15 protein-coding genes and 1 pseudogene are annotated in these 17142 nt (G+C 63.9%); 9 read left to right on the forward strand and 7 right to left on the reverse strand.

Annotated elements, in window-relative coordinates:
* Positions 1-334: 334 nt before the first annotated feature.
* From LB554_RS17190 to LB554_RS17200, 3 genes are read right to left on the reverse strand one after another with little or no spacing between them, the layout of a single operon-like run.
* A complete protein-coding gene (locus tag LB554_RS17190) occupies positions 335-1252 on the reverse strand; it encodes an NAD(P)-dependent oxidoreductase (protein ID WP_224585789.1) in 918 nt (305 codons plus the stop codon).
* Entirely contained in the window at positions 1249-2463 is a 1215-nt protein-coding gene (locus LB554_RS17195) for a mandelate racemase/muconate lactonizing enzyme family protein (RefSeq protein ID WP_015316135.1), read from the reverse strand. The genes LB554_RS17190 and LB554_RS17195 overlap by 4 nt, the downstream gene beginning before the upstream one ends.
* Positions 2460-4076 (reverse strand): GMC family oxidoreductase, encoded by a 1617-nt coding sequence (locus tag LB554_RS17200; RefSeq protein WP_224585903.1) that lies wholly within the window; start codon positions 4074-4076, stop codon positions 2460-2462. Before LB554_RS17200 ends, LB554_RS17195 begins: the two co-directional genes overlap by 4 nt.
* Positions 4077-4333: 257 nt before the next feature.
* Here LB554_RS17200 and LB554_RS17205 point away from each other — a divergent pair, with 257 nt between their 5' ends.
* Together LB554_RS17205 and LB554_RS17210 are read left to right on the forward strand one after the other, a co-directional pair.
* On the forward strand, positions 4334-5275 hold the full coding sequence (locus LB554_RS17205; protein WP_140617722.1) for a phosphoribosylaminoimidazolesuccinocarboxamide synthase: 942 nt from the start codon (positions 4334-4336) through the stop codon (positions 5273-5275).
* A 202-nt stretch (positions 5276-5477) separates the two neighbouring features.
* Positions 5478-5873: an acyl-CoA thioesterase gene (locus LB554_RS17210; RefSeq protein ID WP_013893544.1), complete on the forward strand. Its 396-nt coding sequence runs from the start codon at positions 5478-5480 to the stop codon at positions 5871-5873.
* A gap of 474 nt (positions 5874-6347) precedes the next feature.
* Here LB554_RS17210 and LB554_RS17215 read toward each other — a convergent pair whose 3' ends face one another.
* Positions 6348-6716, reverse strand: a complete 369-nt coding sequence (locus LB554_RS17215; RefSeq protein ID WP_023770230.1) for a winged helix-turn-helix transcriptional regulator — start codon at positions 6714-6716, stop codon at positions 6348-6350.
* A 90-nt stretch (positions 6717-6806) separates the two neighbouring features.
* On the opposite strand from LB554_RS17215, the gene LB554_RS17220 reads away from it, so the two are divergent.
* Entirely contained in the window at positions 6807-7412 is a 606-nt protein-coding gene (locus LB554_RS17220; RefSeq protein WP_140617723.1) for an NADPH-dependent FMN reductase, read from the forward strand.
* Between the two features lie 333 nt (positions 7413-7745).
* On the opposite strand, the gene LB554_RS17225 is transcribed toward LB554_RS17220, so the two are convergent.
* Positions 7746-8267, reverse strand: coding sequence for a hypothetical protein (locus tag LB554_RS17225; protein ID WP_224585791.1), 522 nt, complete (start codon positions 8265-8267; stop codon positions 7746-7748).
* A gap of 74 nt (positions 8268-8341) precedes the next feature.
* Between LB554_RS17225 and LB554_RS17230 the strand changes: the two are divergent.
* The 5 genes and pseudogenes from LB554_RS17230 to LB554_RS17250 all read left to right on the forward strand — a co-directional run.
* A pseudogene (locus LB554_RS17230) lies at positions 8342-8507 on the forward strand (CadC-family transcriptional regulator); the annotation flags it as partial.
* 437 nt (positions 8508-8944) lie between these two features.
* Complete coding sequence (locus tag LB554_RS17235) at positions 8945-9871, forward strand: DMT family transporter (protein ID WP_140617724.1); 927 nt, start codon at positions 8945-8947, stop codon at positions 9869-9871.
* A 323-nt stretch (positions 9872-10194) separates the two neighbouring features.
* Complete coding sequence (locus LB554_RS17240; protein ID WP_224585794.1) at positions 10195-11676, forward strand: family 16 glycosylhydrolase; 1482 nt, start codon at positions 10195-10197, stop codon at positions 11674-11676.
* 34 nt (positions 11677-11710) lie between these two features.
* Positions 11711-13447, forward strand: a complete 1737-nt coding sequence (locus LB554_RS17245; RefSeq protein WP_140823240.1) for a type I secretion system permease/ATPase — start codon at positions 11711-11713, stop codon at positions 13445-13447.
* Between the two features lies 1 nt (position 13448).
* Entirely contained in the window at positions 13449-14768 is a 1320-nt protein-coding gene (locus LB554_RS17250) for an HlyD family type I secretion periplasmic adaptor subunit (RefSeq protein ID WP_224585796.1), read from the forward strand.
* Between the two features lie 65 nt (positions 14769-14833).
* Here LB554_RS17250 and LB554_RS17255 read toward each other — a convergent pair whose 3' ends face one another.
* Complete coding sequence (locus tag LB554_RS17255) at positions 14834-16144, reverse strand: hemolysin family protein (protein WP_015316146.1); 1311 nt, start codon at positions 16142-16144, stop codon at positions 14834-14836.
* Positions 16145-16203: 59 nt separating this feature from the next.
* Here LB554_RS17255 and LB554_RS17260 point away from each other — a divergent pair, with 59 nt between their 5' ends.
* Positions 16204-16392, forward strand: a complete 189-nt coding sequence (locus LB554_RS17260; protein WP_224585798.1) for a zinc-binding dehydrogenase — start codon at positions 16204-16206, stop codon at positions 16390-16392.
* A 7-nt stretch (positions 16393-16399) separates the two neighbouring features.
* Here LB554_RS17260 and LB554_RS17265 read toward each other — a convergent pair whose 3' ends face one another.
* Positions 16400-17065 (reverse strand): LssY C-terminal domain-containing protein, encoded by a 666-nt coding sequence (locus LB554_RS17265; protein WP_224585801.1) that lies wholly within the window; start codon positions 17063-17065, stop codon positions 16400-16402.
* Between the last annotated feature and the right edge of the window lie 77 nt (positions 17066-17142).

The following is a 17142-nucleotide window of genomic DNA, read 5'->3' on the forward strand; positions in this document are numbered from 1 at the left end:
CAGCCCGGCGGTGGAGCGTCTCAACGTCGTCATCCCAGGGCGAAGCAGGAGCGAAGCTCCGTCGCGGAGACACTGGGATCCATGCCGTGATATTGGCCGAAGAGTGCGGCGGAGCCGAAATCAGCACCGTTGCAGCGCCTTGATGTTACGGGATGGATCCTCGGGTCAAGCCCGAGGATGACGAAAGGAAGGGGTGTCTCCCGCCAATCGCCGAGCCATGCAGTCCGATCGAAACTCTCGCCCGAGAAACCGGTCGAGATGTTGCAGCTCTGATTCAAGTTGTTGCCGCTATGATTCTAGATGCTCGCCCAACATCTTGATTTTATTTGCTAGTTCATATTTCCAGCCTGGCCGGAAAGCCCGGCGCGCGCAGGTCGGTGCCGACGGTATCTTCAAGCAATTTGACGATCTGGGTCGACCAGGCATCGCCGCCATAAGCCGCCTTGCCTTGCTCGAAGATCGCGTTGACGCGCGACGCCAGATCGAGCGGCACGCCGGATTGTTCGGCCATGGTCAGCGCAAAGCCAAGGTCCTTCAGCGCAAGGTCCATGGTGAAGCCGATGTCGTAGGAGCCGTTCAGCACCAACTGGCTTTCGGTCTCGTGGACGAAGCTGTTGCCTGAAGACGCGACGATGGCGTGGTAGGATTGCGCGAGGTCGAGCCCGCCTTGCTTGGCCAGCATCAGCGCCTCGCCGGCGGCGACCAGATGGATGAAGGCCAGCATGTTGGTGATAACCTTGATCACCGCCGCCGAGCCGATCGGGCCCATCAGGAACGACTTGGCGCACATCGCTTCGATGGCCGGGCGGTGACGCTCGTAGAGGGGGACGTCGCCGCCGACCAGCGCGGTGATCTTGCCGGCCGCCGCCAGATGCACACCGCCGGTGACCGGGCATTCCAGCGTCCCGATCCCCTTGGCCGAGGCGAGGGCGGCCAGCCGCAAAATCTCGTCGCGGCCGTTGGTCGACATCTCGATCCAGGTGCCGCCCCTGGGCAGCCCTTCCAGCAATCCGCCCGGGCCGCCCAGCACCGCCTCGCTGACTTTTGGTGAAGGCAGGCACGTGATGGCATTGCCGGCCCGCGCCGCGGCTTCGGCCGGGCTATTGGCGGCCGTCGCGCCGAGCGCGACAAGGCGCTCGACGGCGGCGGGGTCGCGGTCGACGACGGTGACGTCAAAGCCGTTGCGGATCAGGCTGGCGGCAAGATTGCCGCCGAGATGGCCAAGGCCGATGAAGGCGTAGCTTTCGCTCACGGCATCAGCGGCGTCTGCATCATCTGCAGATGCAGGTCCTTGCCGGTGTAGGGATGGGCGTCGCAGACCGCCTCGTTCAGCTCGACGCCGAGGCCCGGCTCCTTCGACGGGATGACGTTGCCGTCCTGCCATTCGATCTTCTTCTTCAACAGCGTGGCGTGGAAACCGTCCCACTGCTTCAGCGATTCCAGGATCAGGAAGTTGGGCAGCGTCACCGCGAGCTGGATGTTGGCGGCACCGACGATCGGCCCGCAATAGCAGTGCGGCGCGACCTGGATGTGATAGGCCTCGGCCATGGCCGCGATCTTCTTGGTTTCCAGAATGCCGCCGGAGCGGCCGAGGTCCGGCTGCAGGATGGTGGCGGCGCGGTTCTCGATGACACGGGCGAATTCGGATTTGGTCGTCAGCCGCTCGCCGGTGGCGATCGGGATCGAAGTCGCGCGGGCGACCTGCGCCATCACTTCGGGCATGTCGGGCGGCACCGGCTCCTCGAACCACAGCGGATCATAAGGCTCGATGGCGCGCGCCATGCGCAGCGCGCCCGATGCCGTGAACTGGCCGTGCGTGCCGAACAGGATATCGGCGCGGGTGCCGACCGCCTCGCGGATCGCCTTGATCATGCGGGTCGAGACATCGATGTCCACGAGGCGCGGTTGGTGGCCGTCGAAGGCGGTGTAGGGGCCGGCCGGGTCGAGCTTGACGGCATTGAACCCCTGCTCGACATATTCGAGCGCGCAGGCCGCCGCCATCTCCGGGTCGTTGTAGACATTCCTGCCATCCGGCGCGTCCTCGGAATGGACGCTGCCGGTGTGCGGATAGAGATAGGTGTAGGAGCGCAGCGTCTCGTGAACTTGGCCGCCAAGGAGCTTGTAGACCGGCTTGTTGGCTTCCTTGCCGACGATGTCCCAACAAGCCATTTCGAGTGCGGAAAAACAGCCCATGCCGGTCACGTCGGGGCGCTGGGTAAAGCCGGAGGAATAGGCGCGGCGGAAGAAGTTCTCGATGTCGTGCGGATCGTGGCCGATCAGATAGCGCTCGGCCATGTCCTCGACGAGCTTGGCCGTGACATGGGCGGAGAAGGTGGCGTTGTAGGCCTCGCCATAGCCGACCACGCCGCCATCGGTGGTGAGCTTGACGAAGATGAAATACTTGCCGCCGATGCCGGGTGGCGGGTTGCCGACAACCCAGGTCTTGACGTCGGTGATCTTCATTCTTGGTCCTCCAGAAGCAGTTCGGCGCCCTTCCACCCGGTCATGACCGAGGCGGCGTTGGTGTTGCCGGTGATGTTGTCGGGAAAGATCGAGGCGTCGATGATGCGCAAGCCTTCGAGCCCGTGCACCGTGAGGCGCGGATCGACGACGGAGCGCGAGGGATCGGGTCCCATGCGGCAGGTCGAGACCGGGTGATAGACGGTGCCGGAGCGTTTCCTGAAATCGGTGATCAAGTCGGCGTCGGACCGGATCGACGGACCGGGCAGCACCTCTTCGGCGATGATCTCGGCCATGGCGGGCATCGAGGCGATCTTGCGCACGAATTTCACCGCCGACAGCATTTCCTCGACATCGGCATTGGTCGAATAGGCGTTGGCGACGATCTTGGGATAATCGAGCGGATTGCTGGAGCGGATCATGATCTCGCCGCGGCTCGATGGCCGGCAGTTGGACAGGCCGATGGAGAAGCCCGGCCACGGATCCGGCGTCAGGATCGGCCGCTCGCCGTTCTTCGGGATGAGGGTCGAGAAGGCCTGGAAATAGAGCTGCATGTTGGGGCGGGAGAAGGCCGGATCGGTGCGGAAGAAGCCGCCGCCATGATTCATCGACAGTGATAGCGGGCCGGAGCGGGTCAGGATGTACTGCATGCCGACCAAAAGCTTGCCCCACCAGGGACGCAGGATCTGGTTGAGCGTCGGCAGCTTGCCCTTGAAGGTGTAGTTGATGCCGACATGGTCCTGCAGATTGGCGCCGACATTCTCGTTGGCATGCACGACCGGGATGCCCAAGCCTTCAAGCAGCGCCGCCGGACCCACCCCGGAGAGCTGCATGAGCTGCGGCGAGTTGATCGAACCCGCGGACAGGATGATTTCGCGGCCGGCGCGGGCCGTCCTGGTCTGACCGTTCTGCAAATACTCGACGCCGACGGCGCGCTTGCCTTCGAACAAGACGCGGCTTGCCAGCGCGTTGGTCTCCACGCGCACATTGGCGCGCTTCATCGCCGGGCGCAGGAAGGCACGGGCGGCCGACATGCGGCGGCCGTTCTTGGTCGAGATCTGGTAGATGCCGACGCCTTCCTGGGCAGCACCATTGAAATCGGGATTGAGCGGCAGACCGGCCTGCTGGCCTGCGGTGAGATAGCGCTTCGTCAGCGGGTGGACGGCATCGGTGGTGTCGCTGATGTGCAGGGGACCGCCGCTGCCGCGCCATGCGTCGGCGCCGGCTTCATTGTCCTCGAGCGCCTTGAAGGCCGGCAACAGATCGTCATAGCCCCAGCCGGGATTGCCGGCGGCGCGCCAGTCATCGAAGTCTTCGCGCGCGCCTCTGATCCAGACCATGGCGTTGATCGAGCTTGACCCGCCAAGCAGCTTGCCGCGCGGCCAGTGGTCGACATTGCCGCCGAGGCCGGGATCCGGCTCGGTCTTGTAGTTCCAGTTCACCGTGGGATCGAAGAAGGTCTTGCCGTAGCCGAGCGGCATCTGCACGTAGAAGCGCCGGTCGCTGCCGCCGGCTTCCAGCACCAGCACCGAGAAGCGGCCCGAAGCCGACAGTTTGTCGGCCAGAACCGAGCCGGCCGAGCCGGAGCCGACGATGATGAAGTCATAGGTCTGCATGATGAAAATGGCGGCTCCGGAAATCTGGCGCAGCCTAGACGCCATGGGTTCGCCGCGTCGCCGCGCCTTCCGGCATCGGTTGTGAAAAAAGCGACTGGTATACCGGCCGGCTTTCGGGGAATGCCGACAATCGCGCTTGATATGCATGGGGTCGACGGACTATGCGGATAGCATCATTTCGGCATGATTTTTTCCGATAAGTCTGCAACTTTTCGGAATCATGCCCCTGGCCACTCCGCGCAAAGGCAGGAGAACCCATGCGTGTCCTGTCGGATGCTTTCATTCCCGAACTGCCGGGCTATTACAAAGGCAAGGTCCGCGAGAATTACGACCTGGCCGACGGCAGGCGTATCATCATCGCCACCGACCGTCTCAGCGCCTTCGACATCATCCTGACCTCGATCCCGTTCAAGGGAGAGATCCTCACCCGGACGGCGCGGTACTGGTTCGAGGAAACCGCCGACATCTGCCCGAACCATGTGCTGGAATATCCCGACCCCAACGTCGTCGTCGGCACAAGGCTCGACATACTGCCGGTCGAGATCGTCGTGCGCGGCTATCTGGCGGGGACCACCAGCACCTCGATCCTGACCCGCTACCGACGCGGCGAACGGGACATGTATGGAATGCGCCTGCCAGACGGCCTGCGCGACAATGAGAGGCTGGCCGAGCCGGTCATCACGCCGACCAGCAAGGCGGCCGACGGCGGCCATGACGAGCCGCTGTCCAGGGCCGAGATCCTGGAGCAGGGCCTGCTCACGCAGGAGCAGTGGGACACGGTTTCGGATTATGCCTTGAAGCTGTTCGCCCGCGGCCAGGCGCGCGCAGCCGAACGCGGCCTGATCCTGGCCGACACGAAATACGAATTCGGCACAGACAAGGACGGGGCGGTCATTCTCGCCGACGAAATCCACACGCCCGACAGCAGCCGGTACTGGATCGCGGCGAGCTACCAACAGGCGCTGGCTGATGGCACGCGGCCGGAGAGCTTCGACAAGGATTTCATCCGCTCATGGGTGACCGCGCGCTGCGATCCCTACAAGGACCCGATCCCGAGCATTCCGGACGAGATCGTCGAACAGGCCTCTGGGGTGTATGCCCAGGCTTACGAGGCGATCACCGGCAAGGCATTCGTTCCAGACATTTCCGGGCATACGGTTCTCGACCGCATCCGCGCTAACCTCGCACGTTACTTTTGAGAGGTGCGATCTCCAGGAACCGCGTTCCTCGGCGATTGGGAGGACCTCCCTGACACCCGAAGCCGCTGAAAATCCGGCACAATCGGGCGAATGCAGGGTTAGCCTATGGCCTTGGGGCGAGGAAACAGCAGCCGCCGCGCGTTGACCTATTCCCGTAGCGGCGATACGGGATCGATGACCTCACTGCTTAAGGATTCTGCCCATGGTGCAGTACGCGGACGGACGGCCGATCGGAGACCTGACGCTGCGCACCCTGGCCATGCCTTCGGACGCCAATGCCGCAGGCGACATTTTCGGTGGCTGGGTGATGGCGCAGATGGATCTTGCCTGCGGCATCCGCGCCGCCGAGCGCGCGAGAGGCCGCGTGGTGACGGCGGCGGTCAAGGAAATGTCGTTCGCCAAGCCGATGAAGATCGGCGACACGCTGTGCATCTACACCCATGTCGAACGCGTCGGCCGCACCTCGATGACGCTCAAGGTCGAGGCCTGGGCGCAGCGCTATCTTTCCGACCTGATGGAAAAGGTGACGCACGCCGATTTCGTCATGGTGGCGCTCGACGGCGAGGGCAAGCCGAAGGCGGTTCCGGCCGAGAGCTGATTCGATACCCGCCAAGCCCGGGCATTTGTAACATCGCCCGAGCGAAGCGATGCGTTCAGCGACATGCTGCCGTTGCCTTCCAAGCGCAATGCTGCGGGGCACCGGAGGAAGACAATGCGTCAACACCTGTTGAACGGCTGGCTTGCGGCGGCTCTCGTGGCCTTGGTCTGCCTGCTCGGCATAACCGCTTACGCCGAAGTCAAACAGGACCTTGGGCGCACTGCCTGCCTGCACACCACGGATGCGAAGCAGCGAACAGCGACGTGCATACTCTGCAGCCAGACGCCTTGCTTGGCGCGAAGAGCCTGACTGGCTGCCGTTGGAATGCGGTTATCGTCGAGAGGGGGGCCGGGCGCGTCGGGCCGGCATCGAGCGCCATGGACTATTTCCAAGTCGCTTTCAGGGAACCGTGACTTCGCCTGGGCAGCTAGAGCCGCTCAGTGCAGGTCCCGAATCCCTTGCCGCGCATGGGCTTCAGGCGTGCATGTCGTCGAATCTGGCGCGTGCCGACTGGACACGCTGGGTGTTCTTGCGGGCCCATTCGCCGAGCGCGCCGACCGGCACCAGCAACTCGTGACCAAGCTCCGTCAGCTCGTAATCGACGCGCGGCGGAATGGTCGGAAACACCTTGCGCGTGACGAAGCCGTCGCGCTCCAGGCCGCGCAAGGTGGTGGTCAGCATCTTCTGGGAGATGCCGCCGACGGCGGCGCGCAATTCGTTGAAACGCAGCGGTCCGCCGCCCAGCTTGCCGACCACGAGCACGGTCCATTTGTCGCCGACGCGCTGCAGGATTTCCGACACGGCGCGGCAGTCCTCGGTGTTATGCGGGTGCCTCAGTAACAAAAACGTGCCTCCTTGCGCATCAAATTGTCAGTATCACATATAGCGCCGGTATCCAAACGATACCAAAAATTCCCGCAAGGAGAGCCCCTTATGTCCAAGCCCAAAATCGCCATTGTCATCGGTTCGACGCGCGCCGCCCGCTTCGCCGACGTACCGACGCAGTGGATCGCCAAGATCGCCAAGGCACATGCCGACATCGATGTCGAAATTGTCGATCTGCGCGACTTTCCGCTGCCCTTCTTCGATGAGGTCGCCTCCTCCGCCTGGGCGCCGTCGCAGAACGAAGTCGCACAGCGCTGGCAGAAGAAGGTCGCCGGATTCGACGGCTTCATCTTCACCGCCGCCGAATACAATCACGGCCCGACGGCCGTGCTGAAGAATGCGATCGACTACGCCGCCAACGAATGGAACAAGAAGCCGGCCGGCTTTGTCGGCTATGGCAGCGTCGGTGGCGCCCGCGCCGTCGAACAGCTTCGTCTCCACGCCGTCGAATTGCAGATGGCGCCGGTCAAGTCCGCAGTCCATATCGCCTGGGGCGATTTCCTGGCCGTGCGCCAGGGCGAGAAGAAGCTCGAAGATCTCGAGCACCTGAATCAGGCCGCCACCGCGCTGGTCAACGACGTCGCCTGGTGGGCCAAGGTGCTGAAGGCCGCCCGCGCCGCCGACGCCATCGCCGGAGAAGCCCAGGCGGCCTGATCCGCCGGATCGGATTGTCCTCCAAGGGATACGGGGCGGCGCTTGCGTCGCCCTTTTTTCGCGTTCCTGCAAGGAGTTGCGGCTGCGCGAAAGATCTGCATGCAACGCCGCGCCGCCCCTCAGCGCCTCGCAAGCAGGTGAGGGTGCCGCAGACACAGCGCTCTTGCGAAGGCGCCCGTCCCGGGAGCCACGTGCTCGTCCTTTGCCCGAAGAGGGCGGCTCGACCGGCAAGGTCGTGCTGATGCCTCAGTTCCCGAAGGTGCTCGTCGGCAGACTGCCACCTCAAAGGGCGGTCGTCGGTCCAGGTCGGGTCGGCTCCGAATATCGAACGGCTCAAATACCCGCGATCGCGAAAAGCCAGGCCAGGATGTCGAACAACAGAAGGACCAGCGCAATCTGCAATGCCACCCGAAGCCGCTGGATAATGCGCCAGTTGCTGACCATGTCCGCCTTGATGCGAAGGGCGAGCGCGCGCTGCATGGCCGACATGTTTGCCGGCCTGTCGCCGTCGACATATTGATGGAGCAGCTCTTCTGGGTCGAAGCGGAACGTGTATTTGTGGTAGGGCCAAAGCAAGAAGACGATCAGCCCGCCGATGGCGAACAGCAGAACCACCGCGATCCAGTCCCAAAGCCCAAGCCCGTCGGAAAGCGCCCTTCCGCCAAGCAGCGAGTTGGCGAACGCAGTGGCGAAGATGAGGCTGCCGGCGCGGGCGTTCATGTTCTCGACGAGGTTCTGCTGGTGATTGAGGCCTCTCACCGCCTCCTGATAAATGAAGGCAAGGCGGGGATCGCCGTCGGCAAGGTCGCTCGCGACTGCTGTGTTGCTGTCTGCTCTATTGGCAGATTCGTTCATAAGGGTGCTCTATAGCGCGCCAGTGCTGCGTCATCCTAACTCAAATCTCTTGCCGCCAAAACGTTGGCCGTACAGGACAGCTCCTCGACTCTTCCACCGGCCTCCATTTATGGGCCGACTGTTTTTGACGGCACTCTGGCGGAGATCTTTGATCTCCAGGATCAGATCGCCTCAAACGTAGTCGGCGCAATCACGCCGAAGGTCGAGGAGGCTGAAATCGAAGGTGCCAAGCGTAAACCGAGATCTTTGCGCTCGCAGCCGAACTACGCGAGCGCGATGCGTGTCGCGATGGCAAGTCATGCCTTGGCGGGACAGCTTTCTGAAGCGGAGAAGATGCGCGCCTGCGCGAACTCGATCCCACATTGCGGCTTTCGGACCTCGCGGAGGTGCTGCCCCGTTTCAACGGGTGGAAGACCGCGACAACTATATCGAGGGCCTTCGGAAGGCGGACTTGCCAGAATAGCGCAAAAGCCGGTCCGTCATGCCATGGCCGAAACTCGATGCTCAGATATCCGCTTTCGCGGTCACGCGCCGCTAGACAAGCCGGCAATGGTTGGCGGGCTCGCTGCGAGCTTTCCCAGCCATTCCACAAGTCGCCATGGTTGGACCGCCATATCGGCGGGGCTGCCATCTGGCTCCGCCGGTCCGCCCTGATATATCCGGCTGCGATCCGTCACATGAGAGGCCTCGTGAAGTCATCCAGCCTGGCAGGCGCCGTTTCTCCCATGATCCCGGTGCTTGTCTGCGCGCTTGGCATCTTCCTGCTGTCGGGGATGGACGCGGCGATGAAGGTCCTGGTCCTTGCCGTCGGCGTCTACAACACGGTGCTGTGGCGCAGCATGCTCGCGACCGTGGTTGCCGGCGCCGGCTGGTCGGCGGGACCGCGCACGCTGCCCACGCCTTCCGTGCTCAGGCTGCATGCGCTGCGTGCCGCGGTCGTCGGCTTTGTCCTGCTGTCCTTCTTCTGGGGGCTTGCCCGGCTGCCGCTGGCGGAGGCGATCGGGCTCAGTTTCGTGGCGCCGCTGTTCGCCCTGCTGCTGGCGGCGTTGCTGCTCGGCGAACGCATACAGCGTCAGGCGATCTGGGCTTCGCTGGCCGGCATTGCGGGCGTCGCAATCATCGTCGGTGGACAGTTCGGGCAGACAAGCCATGCCAGGGATGCCTTGCTCGGCACGGCGGCGGTGCTGGTGTCGACGGTGTTCTATGCCTACAATCTGATCCTTGCGCGGCAGCAGGCGCTGGTGGCCAAGCCGATCGAGATCATGCTGTTCCAGAACCTTTGCGTGGCGGTCTTCCTTGGTCTCGCGTCACCCTGGCTGGCCATTACCCTGCCGCGCGAGCTCTGGCTTCCGCTCGCCGGCGTGACGGCGCTGTCGCTCGCCGGCCAATTCCTGATGAGCTGGGCCTATGCGCGGGCGGAAGCGCAGTATCTGATCCCGACGGAATACTCCGCCTTCATCTGGGCGATCGCACTTGGCTTCCTCTTCTTCGACGAGGCGGTGACCTGGACCACGCTGGCGGGAGCGGGTCTCATCGTCACCAGTTGCCTGATCGCGGCACGCTCAAATCCCAGGCTTGCCGAGCCGATCGAAGCCGCTCTCTGATGGCCTAAGCTTCCCGCCCACCATGCGCCGAGGAGGGAGGCTGATGGGCTCGGAGGGGTAGCCGTCATCTAAGTAGATCATTCATCTAAGTAGATCCTTTGCAATTTCTAGTTTATACACCATTTTACTAAATATCTTTGCTTAGGCGCCGCTCTTTTCCCGGACAATAAGTATATGTCTTCCGAAAGATCGATGTTATGGTGGGTTGTGTAATGATTCCCCGGAACGAAATCGTTCCTTTCAGCATTGATCCGACGTGGCCATCCGGAAGTCCGTAAGCGAACGGTTCGAGGCGGCCATGCCTCACGAGGAGGATGTATCCGATGAGCTTCTTCGTCAATGCCGTGGGTGTTCCTCTTCCCTATAGCGGTACGTCCAACCACTGGTTCTCGGCGCCTGGGGCCGGGCCCGACTTGTATGGCAGCGCGGGAAATGACTCGTTTTACGGAGCGGGCAATCTCAACGTCACCATGCATGGCGGCACGGGCGATGACATCTATTACCTCTATGGGGCGGGCAACAAGGTGGCCGAGGGCGCCGGGGCAGGCATCGACACGATCAGCACGTGGATGAGCTACAAGCTCCCCGCCAATGTCGAGAACCTCATCGTCACAAACCCCAACAACTACGCTTTCGGAAACGGCTTGGACAACATCATCACCGCCAAGGCTGGGCACCAGACGCTGGACGGCGGCGCGGGAAACGATGTTCTGATCGATGGCGGCGGTGGCTACGACACGTTCGTCATCTCGAAAGGCAACGGCAGCGACCTGATCGCCAATTTCGCCGCCACCGACACCGTCCGCCTCAACGGCTATGGTTTCACGTCGTTCGATGCCGTTCACTCGAACCTGATCCAGGCGGGATCGAACGTGCTGCTGAACCTCGGATCCGGCGAGATCCTCGAGTTCAAGGACACGACAATCGACAAGCTGCAGCCCAACCAGTTCGAATTGCCGATCGACTTGTCCGGCATGAAGCTGTCCTTCAGCGACGATTTCAACGCGCTCAATCTTCACAACGCTCAGGGCGGCACGTGGGATACCAACTTCTCATGGGGAGCGCCGAACGGCAGCACATTGACCAGCAATGGCGAGCTGCAATGGTACATCGACGCCAATTACGGGCCGACGAGTTCCGTCCACCCGTTCAGCGTGAATAACGGCGTGCTCACCATCACCGCCGCGCAGGCACCGGCCGACATCAAGCCCCTGATCAACAACTACGAATACACGTCAGGTATCCTCAATACGCACAGCACCTTCTCACAAACCTACGGCTATTTCGAAATGCGCGCCGACCTGCCCGAGAACGCCGGCGCCTGGCCCGCCTTCTGGCTGCTGCCGGCAGACGGCTCGTGGCCGCCGGAACTGGATGTGGTCGAGACGCGCGGGCAGGACCCGAACTCGTTGATCATGACGGCGCATTCGAATGAAACGGGAACCCACACCAAGGTGACGTCGACGGTAAACACCATGGATACCGCCGGCTTCCACACCTATGGGCTGCTGTGGACGCCGGACAAGCTCGTCTGGACTTATGACGGTGTCCAGGTCGCGGAAGCGGCGACGCCATCCGATATGCACAAGCCCATGTACATGCTGGCCGATCTCGCGGTCGGCGGTCTTGCCGGCGCGCCTCCCGATCATCTGGCGACGCCTGCCGAGATGAAGATCGACTATATCCGCGCCTATACGCTGGACAACGCGCCGGCGAGCGCTTTGCACACCACCACCAGCACCGCCACGCATAGCATCGCCAGCAGCACGCTGCACGGCGGTTCCGAATTCGGGGGCCACGCGTAAGGGCCGGGATCATGCAGCGGCGGGAAATGCGGAAATGACTGGACCGTCCGGCCTGCGTCCGGTCTTCCTGCGCGCTATCGCCGATGTCGGCGTCTTCTCGCTGCTGATCAACATCCTGCTGTTGGTGATTCCGCTCTACCTGCTGCAGGTGTATGACCGCGTGCTGCCGTCCTCCAGCGTCGAGACGCTTGTCTATCTGTCAGCTATCGCGGTGCTCGCGCTCGCCTTCCTCGGGCTGCTGGACGCGATCCGCGCCGTCTACACGCAGCGCGTCGCGGCGACCGTCGACCGCAAGCTGGGTGCCAGCACCTTCGCCGTTTCGCTCGGCGCGAGATATGCCGGCGGCCTGTCGCCGCTGCGCGATCTCGCTTCGGTCTGCGCCTTCATCAGGTCACGCGGCGTGGCGGTGCTGTTCGACCTGCCTTTCGCCCCTGTCTTCCTCGCCTTGCTCTATCTCATCCATCCGGTGCTGTTCTGGGTGACGGTCGCCGGCGCGGTGCTTCTGCTATTCCTCGTCGTGGCCAACCAGCTTGCGATCGGCAGGAACGATGCCTTGTCCGCGGAGCGTTCGGCGTTGGCCAGCCAGGCGGAACAGGCCTTTGCCCGCAATGCCGAGACGCTGCGCGCCATGGGCATGGTGCGGAATGCCTCGCTGGTCTGGGGACGGCACGTGGCGGCGGCGCTCACTTTCCATGACCGTTCCTCGAGCGCCAACGCGATCTTCAGCGGCGCCTCGCGGGCGCTGCGCATGATGCTGCAACTGGCGATCCTCGGCGCCGGCGCATGGCTGGTGCTGCAGGGGCAGATGACGGCTGGCATGATCTTCGCCTCCTCGCTGGTGTCGTCGCGCGCGCTGCAGCCGCTCGACCAGCTGATCGGCGCCTGGCGGCAGATCGCCGACGCGCGGCGGGCGTGGACGCGGCTGGAAAAAGCGCTCGCAATGCGTCCGACGGAGCCGCGAAAACTGATCCTGCCCGATCCGGCCGGCGCGATTTCCGTGCAGGACGTCTTCTTCATGGCGCCGAACGCCCAACCCGGCACGGAACCCATCCTCAAGCGGCTCAACTTTGCGATCGGCGCGGGCGAAGCGCTGGCCGTCGTCGGCCCGAGCGGGGCCGGCAAATCGACACTGGCGCGGTTGCTCGTGGGGGCCGCCCAACCGACCGGCGGCTCAATCAGGATCGACGGCGCCGACCTCAGGACCTGGGACGAGAGCCAGCTTGGAAAGCATGTCGGCTACCTTGCGCAGGAGGTTGAGCTCTTTCCTGGATCGATCGCGCAAAACGTCGCCCGCTTCGACCCGCAAGCGGACGACGCCGCGATCGTCGAGGCGGCAAGGCGCGCCCAGGTGCACGAGCTGATCCTGGCGCAGCGCGACGGCTACCAGACCATGATCGGCCCGTCGGACAGGGCGCTGTCGGGGGGCGAGCGCCAGCGAATCGGCCTGGCGCGCGCCTTCTACGGAAATCCGCGGCTCCTGGTACTCGACGAGCCCAGCTCCCATCTCGACGGCAGCGGCGAGGCCGCGCTCGAGGCGGTGCTTTCGGCCGCGCGAGCGGCGGGCGTCACGGTCATCGTGGTCACCCATCGCCCTTCGATCGCCGCCGCTTGCGCCCGCGTGATGCTTTTGCGCGGCGGCATGGTCGAAGCCTTCGGCCCTGGCGACGAGGTGCTGCGGCGTTCGGTCATCGGCAAGGCCCCCCAGCAGAGCACGGTGGTGACCGGGTCATTCGTCCCGACAATCCGCGCGGGTGGCAGTTTCGGATCGTGAGATGACGACACAGAGCCTCGCCTGGGACAGCCAGCCGCGCACCGACATAAGACGCGTGGCCCTGACCGGCTACGTCGCCATAGCGGTGCTGGCGGGCGGCTTCGGCTATTGGGCCGTCAGCGCTCCCTTGTCGGGAGCGGTGATCACGCAAGGCACGATCTCGGCGACCGGCGGAAACATCCGCATCCAGCATCGCGAGGGCGGTATCATCAGGGAACTACCGGTCCATGAAGGCGATCGCGTGCAACAGGGCCAGGACCTGGTCGTGCTGGACCCAACCGCCGCGCAGGCCGAGCTCAACCGGCTGGTGAGGCAGTCGATCGCGCTCAGGGCAAGTGCGGCGCGGCTGGAGGCGGAACGCGATGGGTTGGACAGGATGGGCCCCATCACCGAAGCGGCGCCGGCACCTTTCCAGCACGATTTCGAGATCCTGGTTCGCGAGCAGCAAAAGGAATTCGCCGCCAGGCTGGCCCGGTTCCGGTCGGAAAAATCGATCCTGGCACAACGCGTCGCCATGCATCGGCAGTCGGTGGTGGGGTTGCAGGCCCAGCAGCAGGCCATTCAGCAGCAAGCCGACGTCGTGAAGAACGAACTCGGCATCAAGACCGGCCTGCTGGACAAGGGCCTCACCAACCGTACCGAGTACTCCCAGCTATTGCGCAGCGAGGCCGATCTCGTCGGGCAGGCCGGGGCGCTGGAGGCCAATCTGGCGACGGCCAACACCCAGATCGTCGAAGCCCAGGAGCAGATCGAGCGCCAGACCACGCAACGCGTCGAGGAGGCGCTGACGAAGCTGGACGACGTTCGCTCCAATCTGGCCGACGTCGAGGAGCAGACCAGGGCGGCGGAGGCGGTGCTGCGCCGCACGACGATCAAGGCGCCGGCGGCAGGCATCGTGGTGTCGTCGGCCTATAATTCCAAGGGAAGCGTGATCGCCCCCGGCGAAAAGATCATGGAGATCCTGCCCACGGCATCGGGCCTCGTCGTCGATGCAAGGCTGCGGCCGAAAGACCTCGATCAGGTCCGTGTCGGCCAGCGGGCGAAGCTGCGGCTGTCGGCCTTGAATGCGCGGCTCACTCCCGAGGTCTCAGCCACGGTGGCGCAAATCTCAGCGGACCGGCTCGTCGACGAGGCAACGCATGAGCCCTATTTCCGAGCCAAGCTGAGGATCGCGGCCGACCTGCCGCCCGGCGTAAAGCCCGATCAGCTTTATCCCGGAACGCCAGTCGAGGCGTTCATCAACACCGGTGATAGGACTTTCCTGGAGTATCTGGCACGGCCGATGCTCGATTCCTTCGCCCGCGCCTTCACCGAGCGGTAGAGCTCGCGGTCCGCGCAGTATATTGGCCGCCGTCGAGGGCCGCGGGCCGAACCATGCATATGCCGTCAGCGCACCATCTCACGGTGGCCGCTGGGCAGGCGGGTGGCGATCAGCTTGTCGATGCGGCGGCCGTCGAGGTCGACGACCTCAAAACGCCAGCCCTGCGCGTCGACACATTCGCCAGTCGCCGGCAGATGGTGCATGTGCGACAGCACATAGCCGGCGACGGTCTCGTAGTCGCGGTTCTCCGGCAGGTCGATGCCGAGCACCTCGGCCATCTCGTCGGCCTGCATGTAGCCGGCGAGAAGCCATGAGCCGTCGTCGCGCTGGACGGCGTTTTCTTCCTCGCCGGCCTCGAGATCCGAGCGGAAGACGCCGGTGATGGCTTCTAGGATGTCGGCGGGGGTGACGATGCCTTCGAAGTGGCCGTATTCGTCATGCACCAGCGCCATCGGCACGTCGCTCTCCTTCAGCTTCTGCAACACATCAAGCGCATCGGCCTGATCGTGCACGATCGGTGCCGCGCGCACATATTTGCGCGGGTCGAGCGCGCGGCCGCCGAGCAGAGCGGCCAGCACGTCGCGCGTCTGGATGACGCCGATCATGGCGTCCACCCCGCCGTCGCCGGCGGGCAGGCGCGAATGCTGGGTGTCCATCAGAAGCTTGCGGATCGTGGCATCGTCGGACTGCAGGTTGATCCAGTCGACATCGGTGCGCGGTGACATGACGGCGCGCACGGCGCGGTCGCCAAGCCGCATGACGCCGGCGATCATGCGCCGCTCGTCGGATTCGATGGTGCCGTGATGCTCGGCCTCGGCGACCAGCATCTTGATCTCCTCGTCAGTGACCTTTTCCTCGCTTTCGCCGCGCTGGCCGAGCAGCCAGAGCACGGCACGGCCCGAAATATCGAGCAGGAAGACCAGAGGGGCCGAGATGGTGGCCAGGATGGTCATTGCCGGCGCCGCCCGTGCCGCGACCCGCTCGGGATCGCGCAACGCGATCTGCTTGGGCACGAGTTCGCCGATAATCAGCGAGGCATAGGTGATGATGGCCACGACGATGCCGACGCCGAGCGGGTCGGCTATGTTCTCGCGGATGCCTGCCGTAGCCAGATATTGCGCCAGCCTCTGGCCGAGCGTGGCGCCGGAAAAGGCACCCGAGAGCACGCCGACCAGCGTGATGCCGATCTGCACGGAGGACAGGAATTTGCCGGGATTGGAGCCAAGCGCCAAAGCGCGTCCGGCACCTTTGACGTTGCGGTCGATCATCGCCTTCAGGCGAGCCGGCCGCGATGAGACGATGGCGAGTTCGGACATCGACAGAAGGCCGTTCACGCAGATGAGGACGACCACGGTGGCGATTTCAACGTATAGCATGAGGGCTCAATAGCATTGCCGCACGGCTTTCGAAAATAGTCGGCGGCCATTTTAGAAAGATGACAGCGGATGCGGGTGGATCAGACAGCATCCCAGAGCGGCGCGCCTTCGAGCGGATGAACCAGGCGATCGAGGCGCTCGCGATCAAGCCGGTCGTCGACAGGGTCTTCGGTTTCGACGAGGTGCTGCGGGCCTTCGAGCATCTGGAGAAGGGGCCGTTCGGCAAGATCGTCATCGCGACGACCTGACCTGCCGTCACGGCAACTGCTTCAGCACGCCGACGATCGCCTTGCCGTCGGTGAAATAAGGGTCGCCGCCGCCATTGCGGCCGCTCCGGGTGGGGCCGATGCCCGCCAGGCCGCTGGTCGAGGCCAACAGGCCGGCGGCATTGAGATCGCCGATCGTAAAGTCGCGCTCGGCATCGAGGTCGGGACCGATGTGATGGGTGATGGCGCCCGTGTCATGGCTCAGACCGACGCCGCGATCGAAGCTGGCGGCACCCAGCCAGAGCGGCCTGCCATTGTCGCCAACCATATCCGTTCGCCAAAAACGGACGTGATGGCGCCGGTCGGAACTGTCGCCGACCGGCTTTTCGAAAGCGAGTTCCTGGGCGCGGCCTTCGAACAGCAGACGGCTTATCGGTGCGTCGGGATAGGGGCGGGAAAACAGGACACTTTCGCCGATGTGGATGGCGGTTCTCAAGGTGACGGCGTCGGCGGTGTCCCAGCCGGCGACGGCGAAAGCGTGCACCAGCTCCTTCTCCGTGCCGATCAGGCCGACATTGATGGGGTCGCCGGGAATGCCTTGCGACGTGTGGGTGACCATCTCGAAATGCCGATCGCGAAAGCCGCGATCACGGAATGTCCAGAATTCCGGCGCCGCGACATAGGCGAGCGCCAGATAGCCGCCCAGCACGGCCACTACCAGATCGCAATGCGTCGCTGGAGGCTTCGTTGGCTCATAAAGGCGGCTCGATCCGAGCGGTATCTGTTGCCTGA

Origin of the sequence: Mesorhizobium sp. CO1-1-11, from assembly GCF_020164995.1 — a bacterium.
GTDB classification, from domain to species: domain Bacteria; phylum Pseudomonadota; class Alphaproteobacteria; order Rhizobiales; family Rhizobiaceae; genus Mesorhizobium; species Mesorhizobium australicum.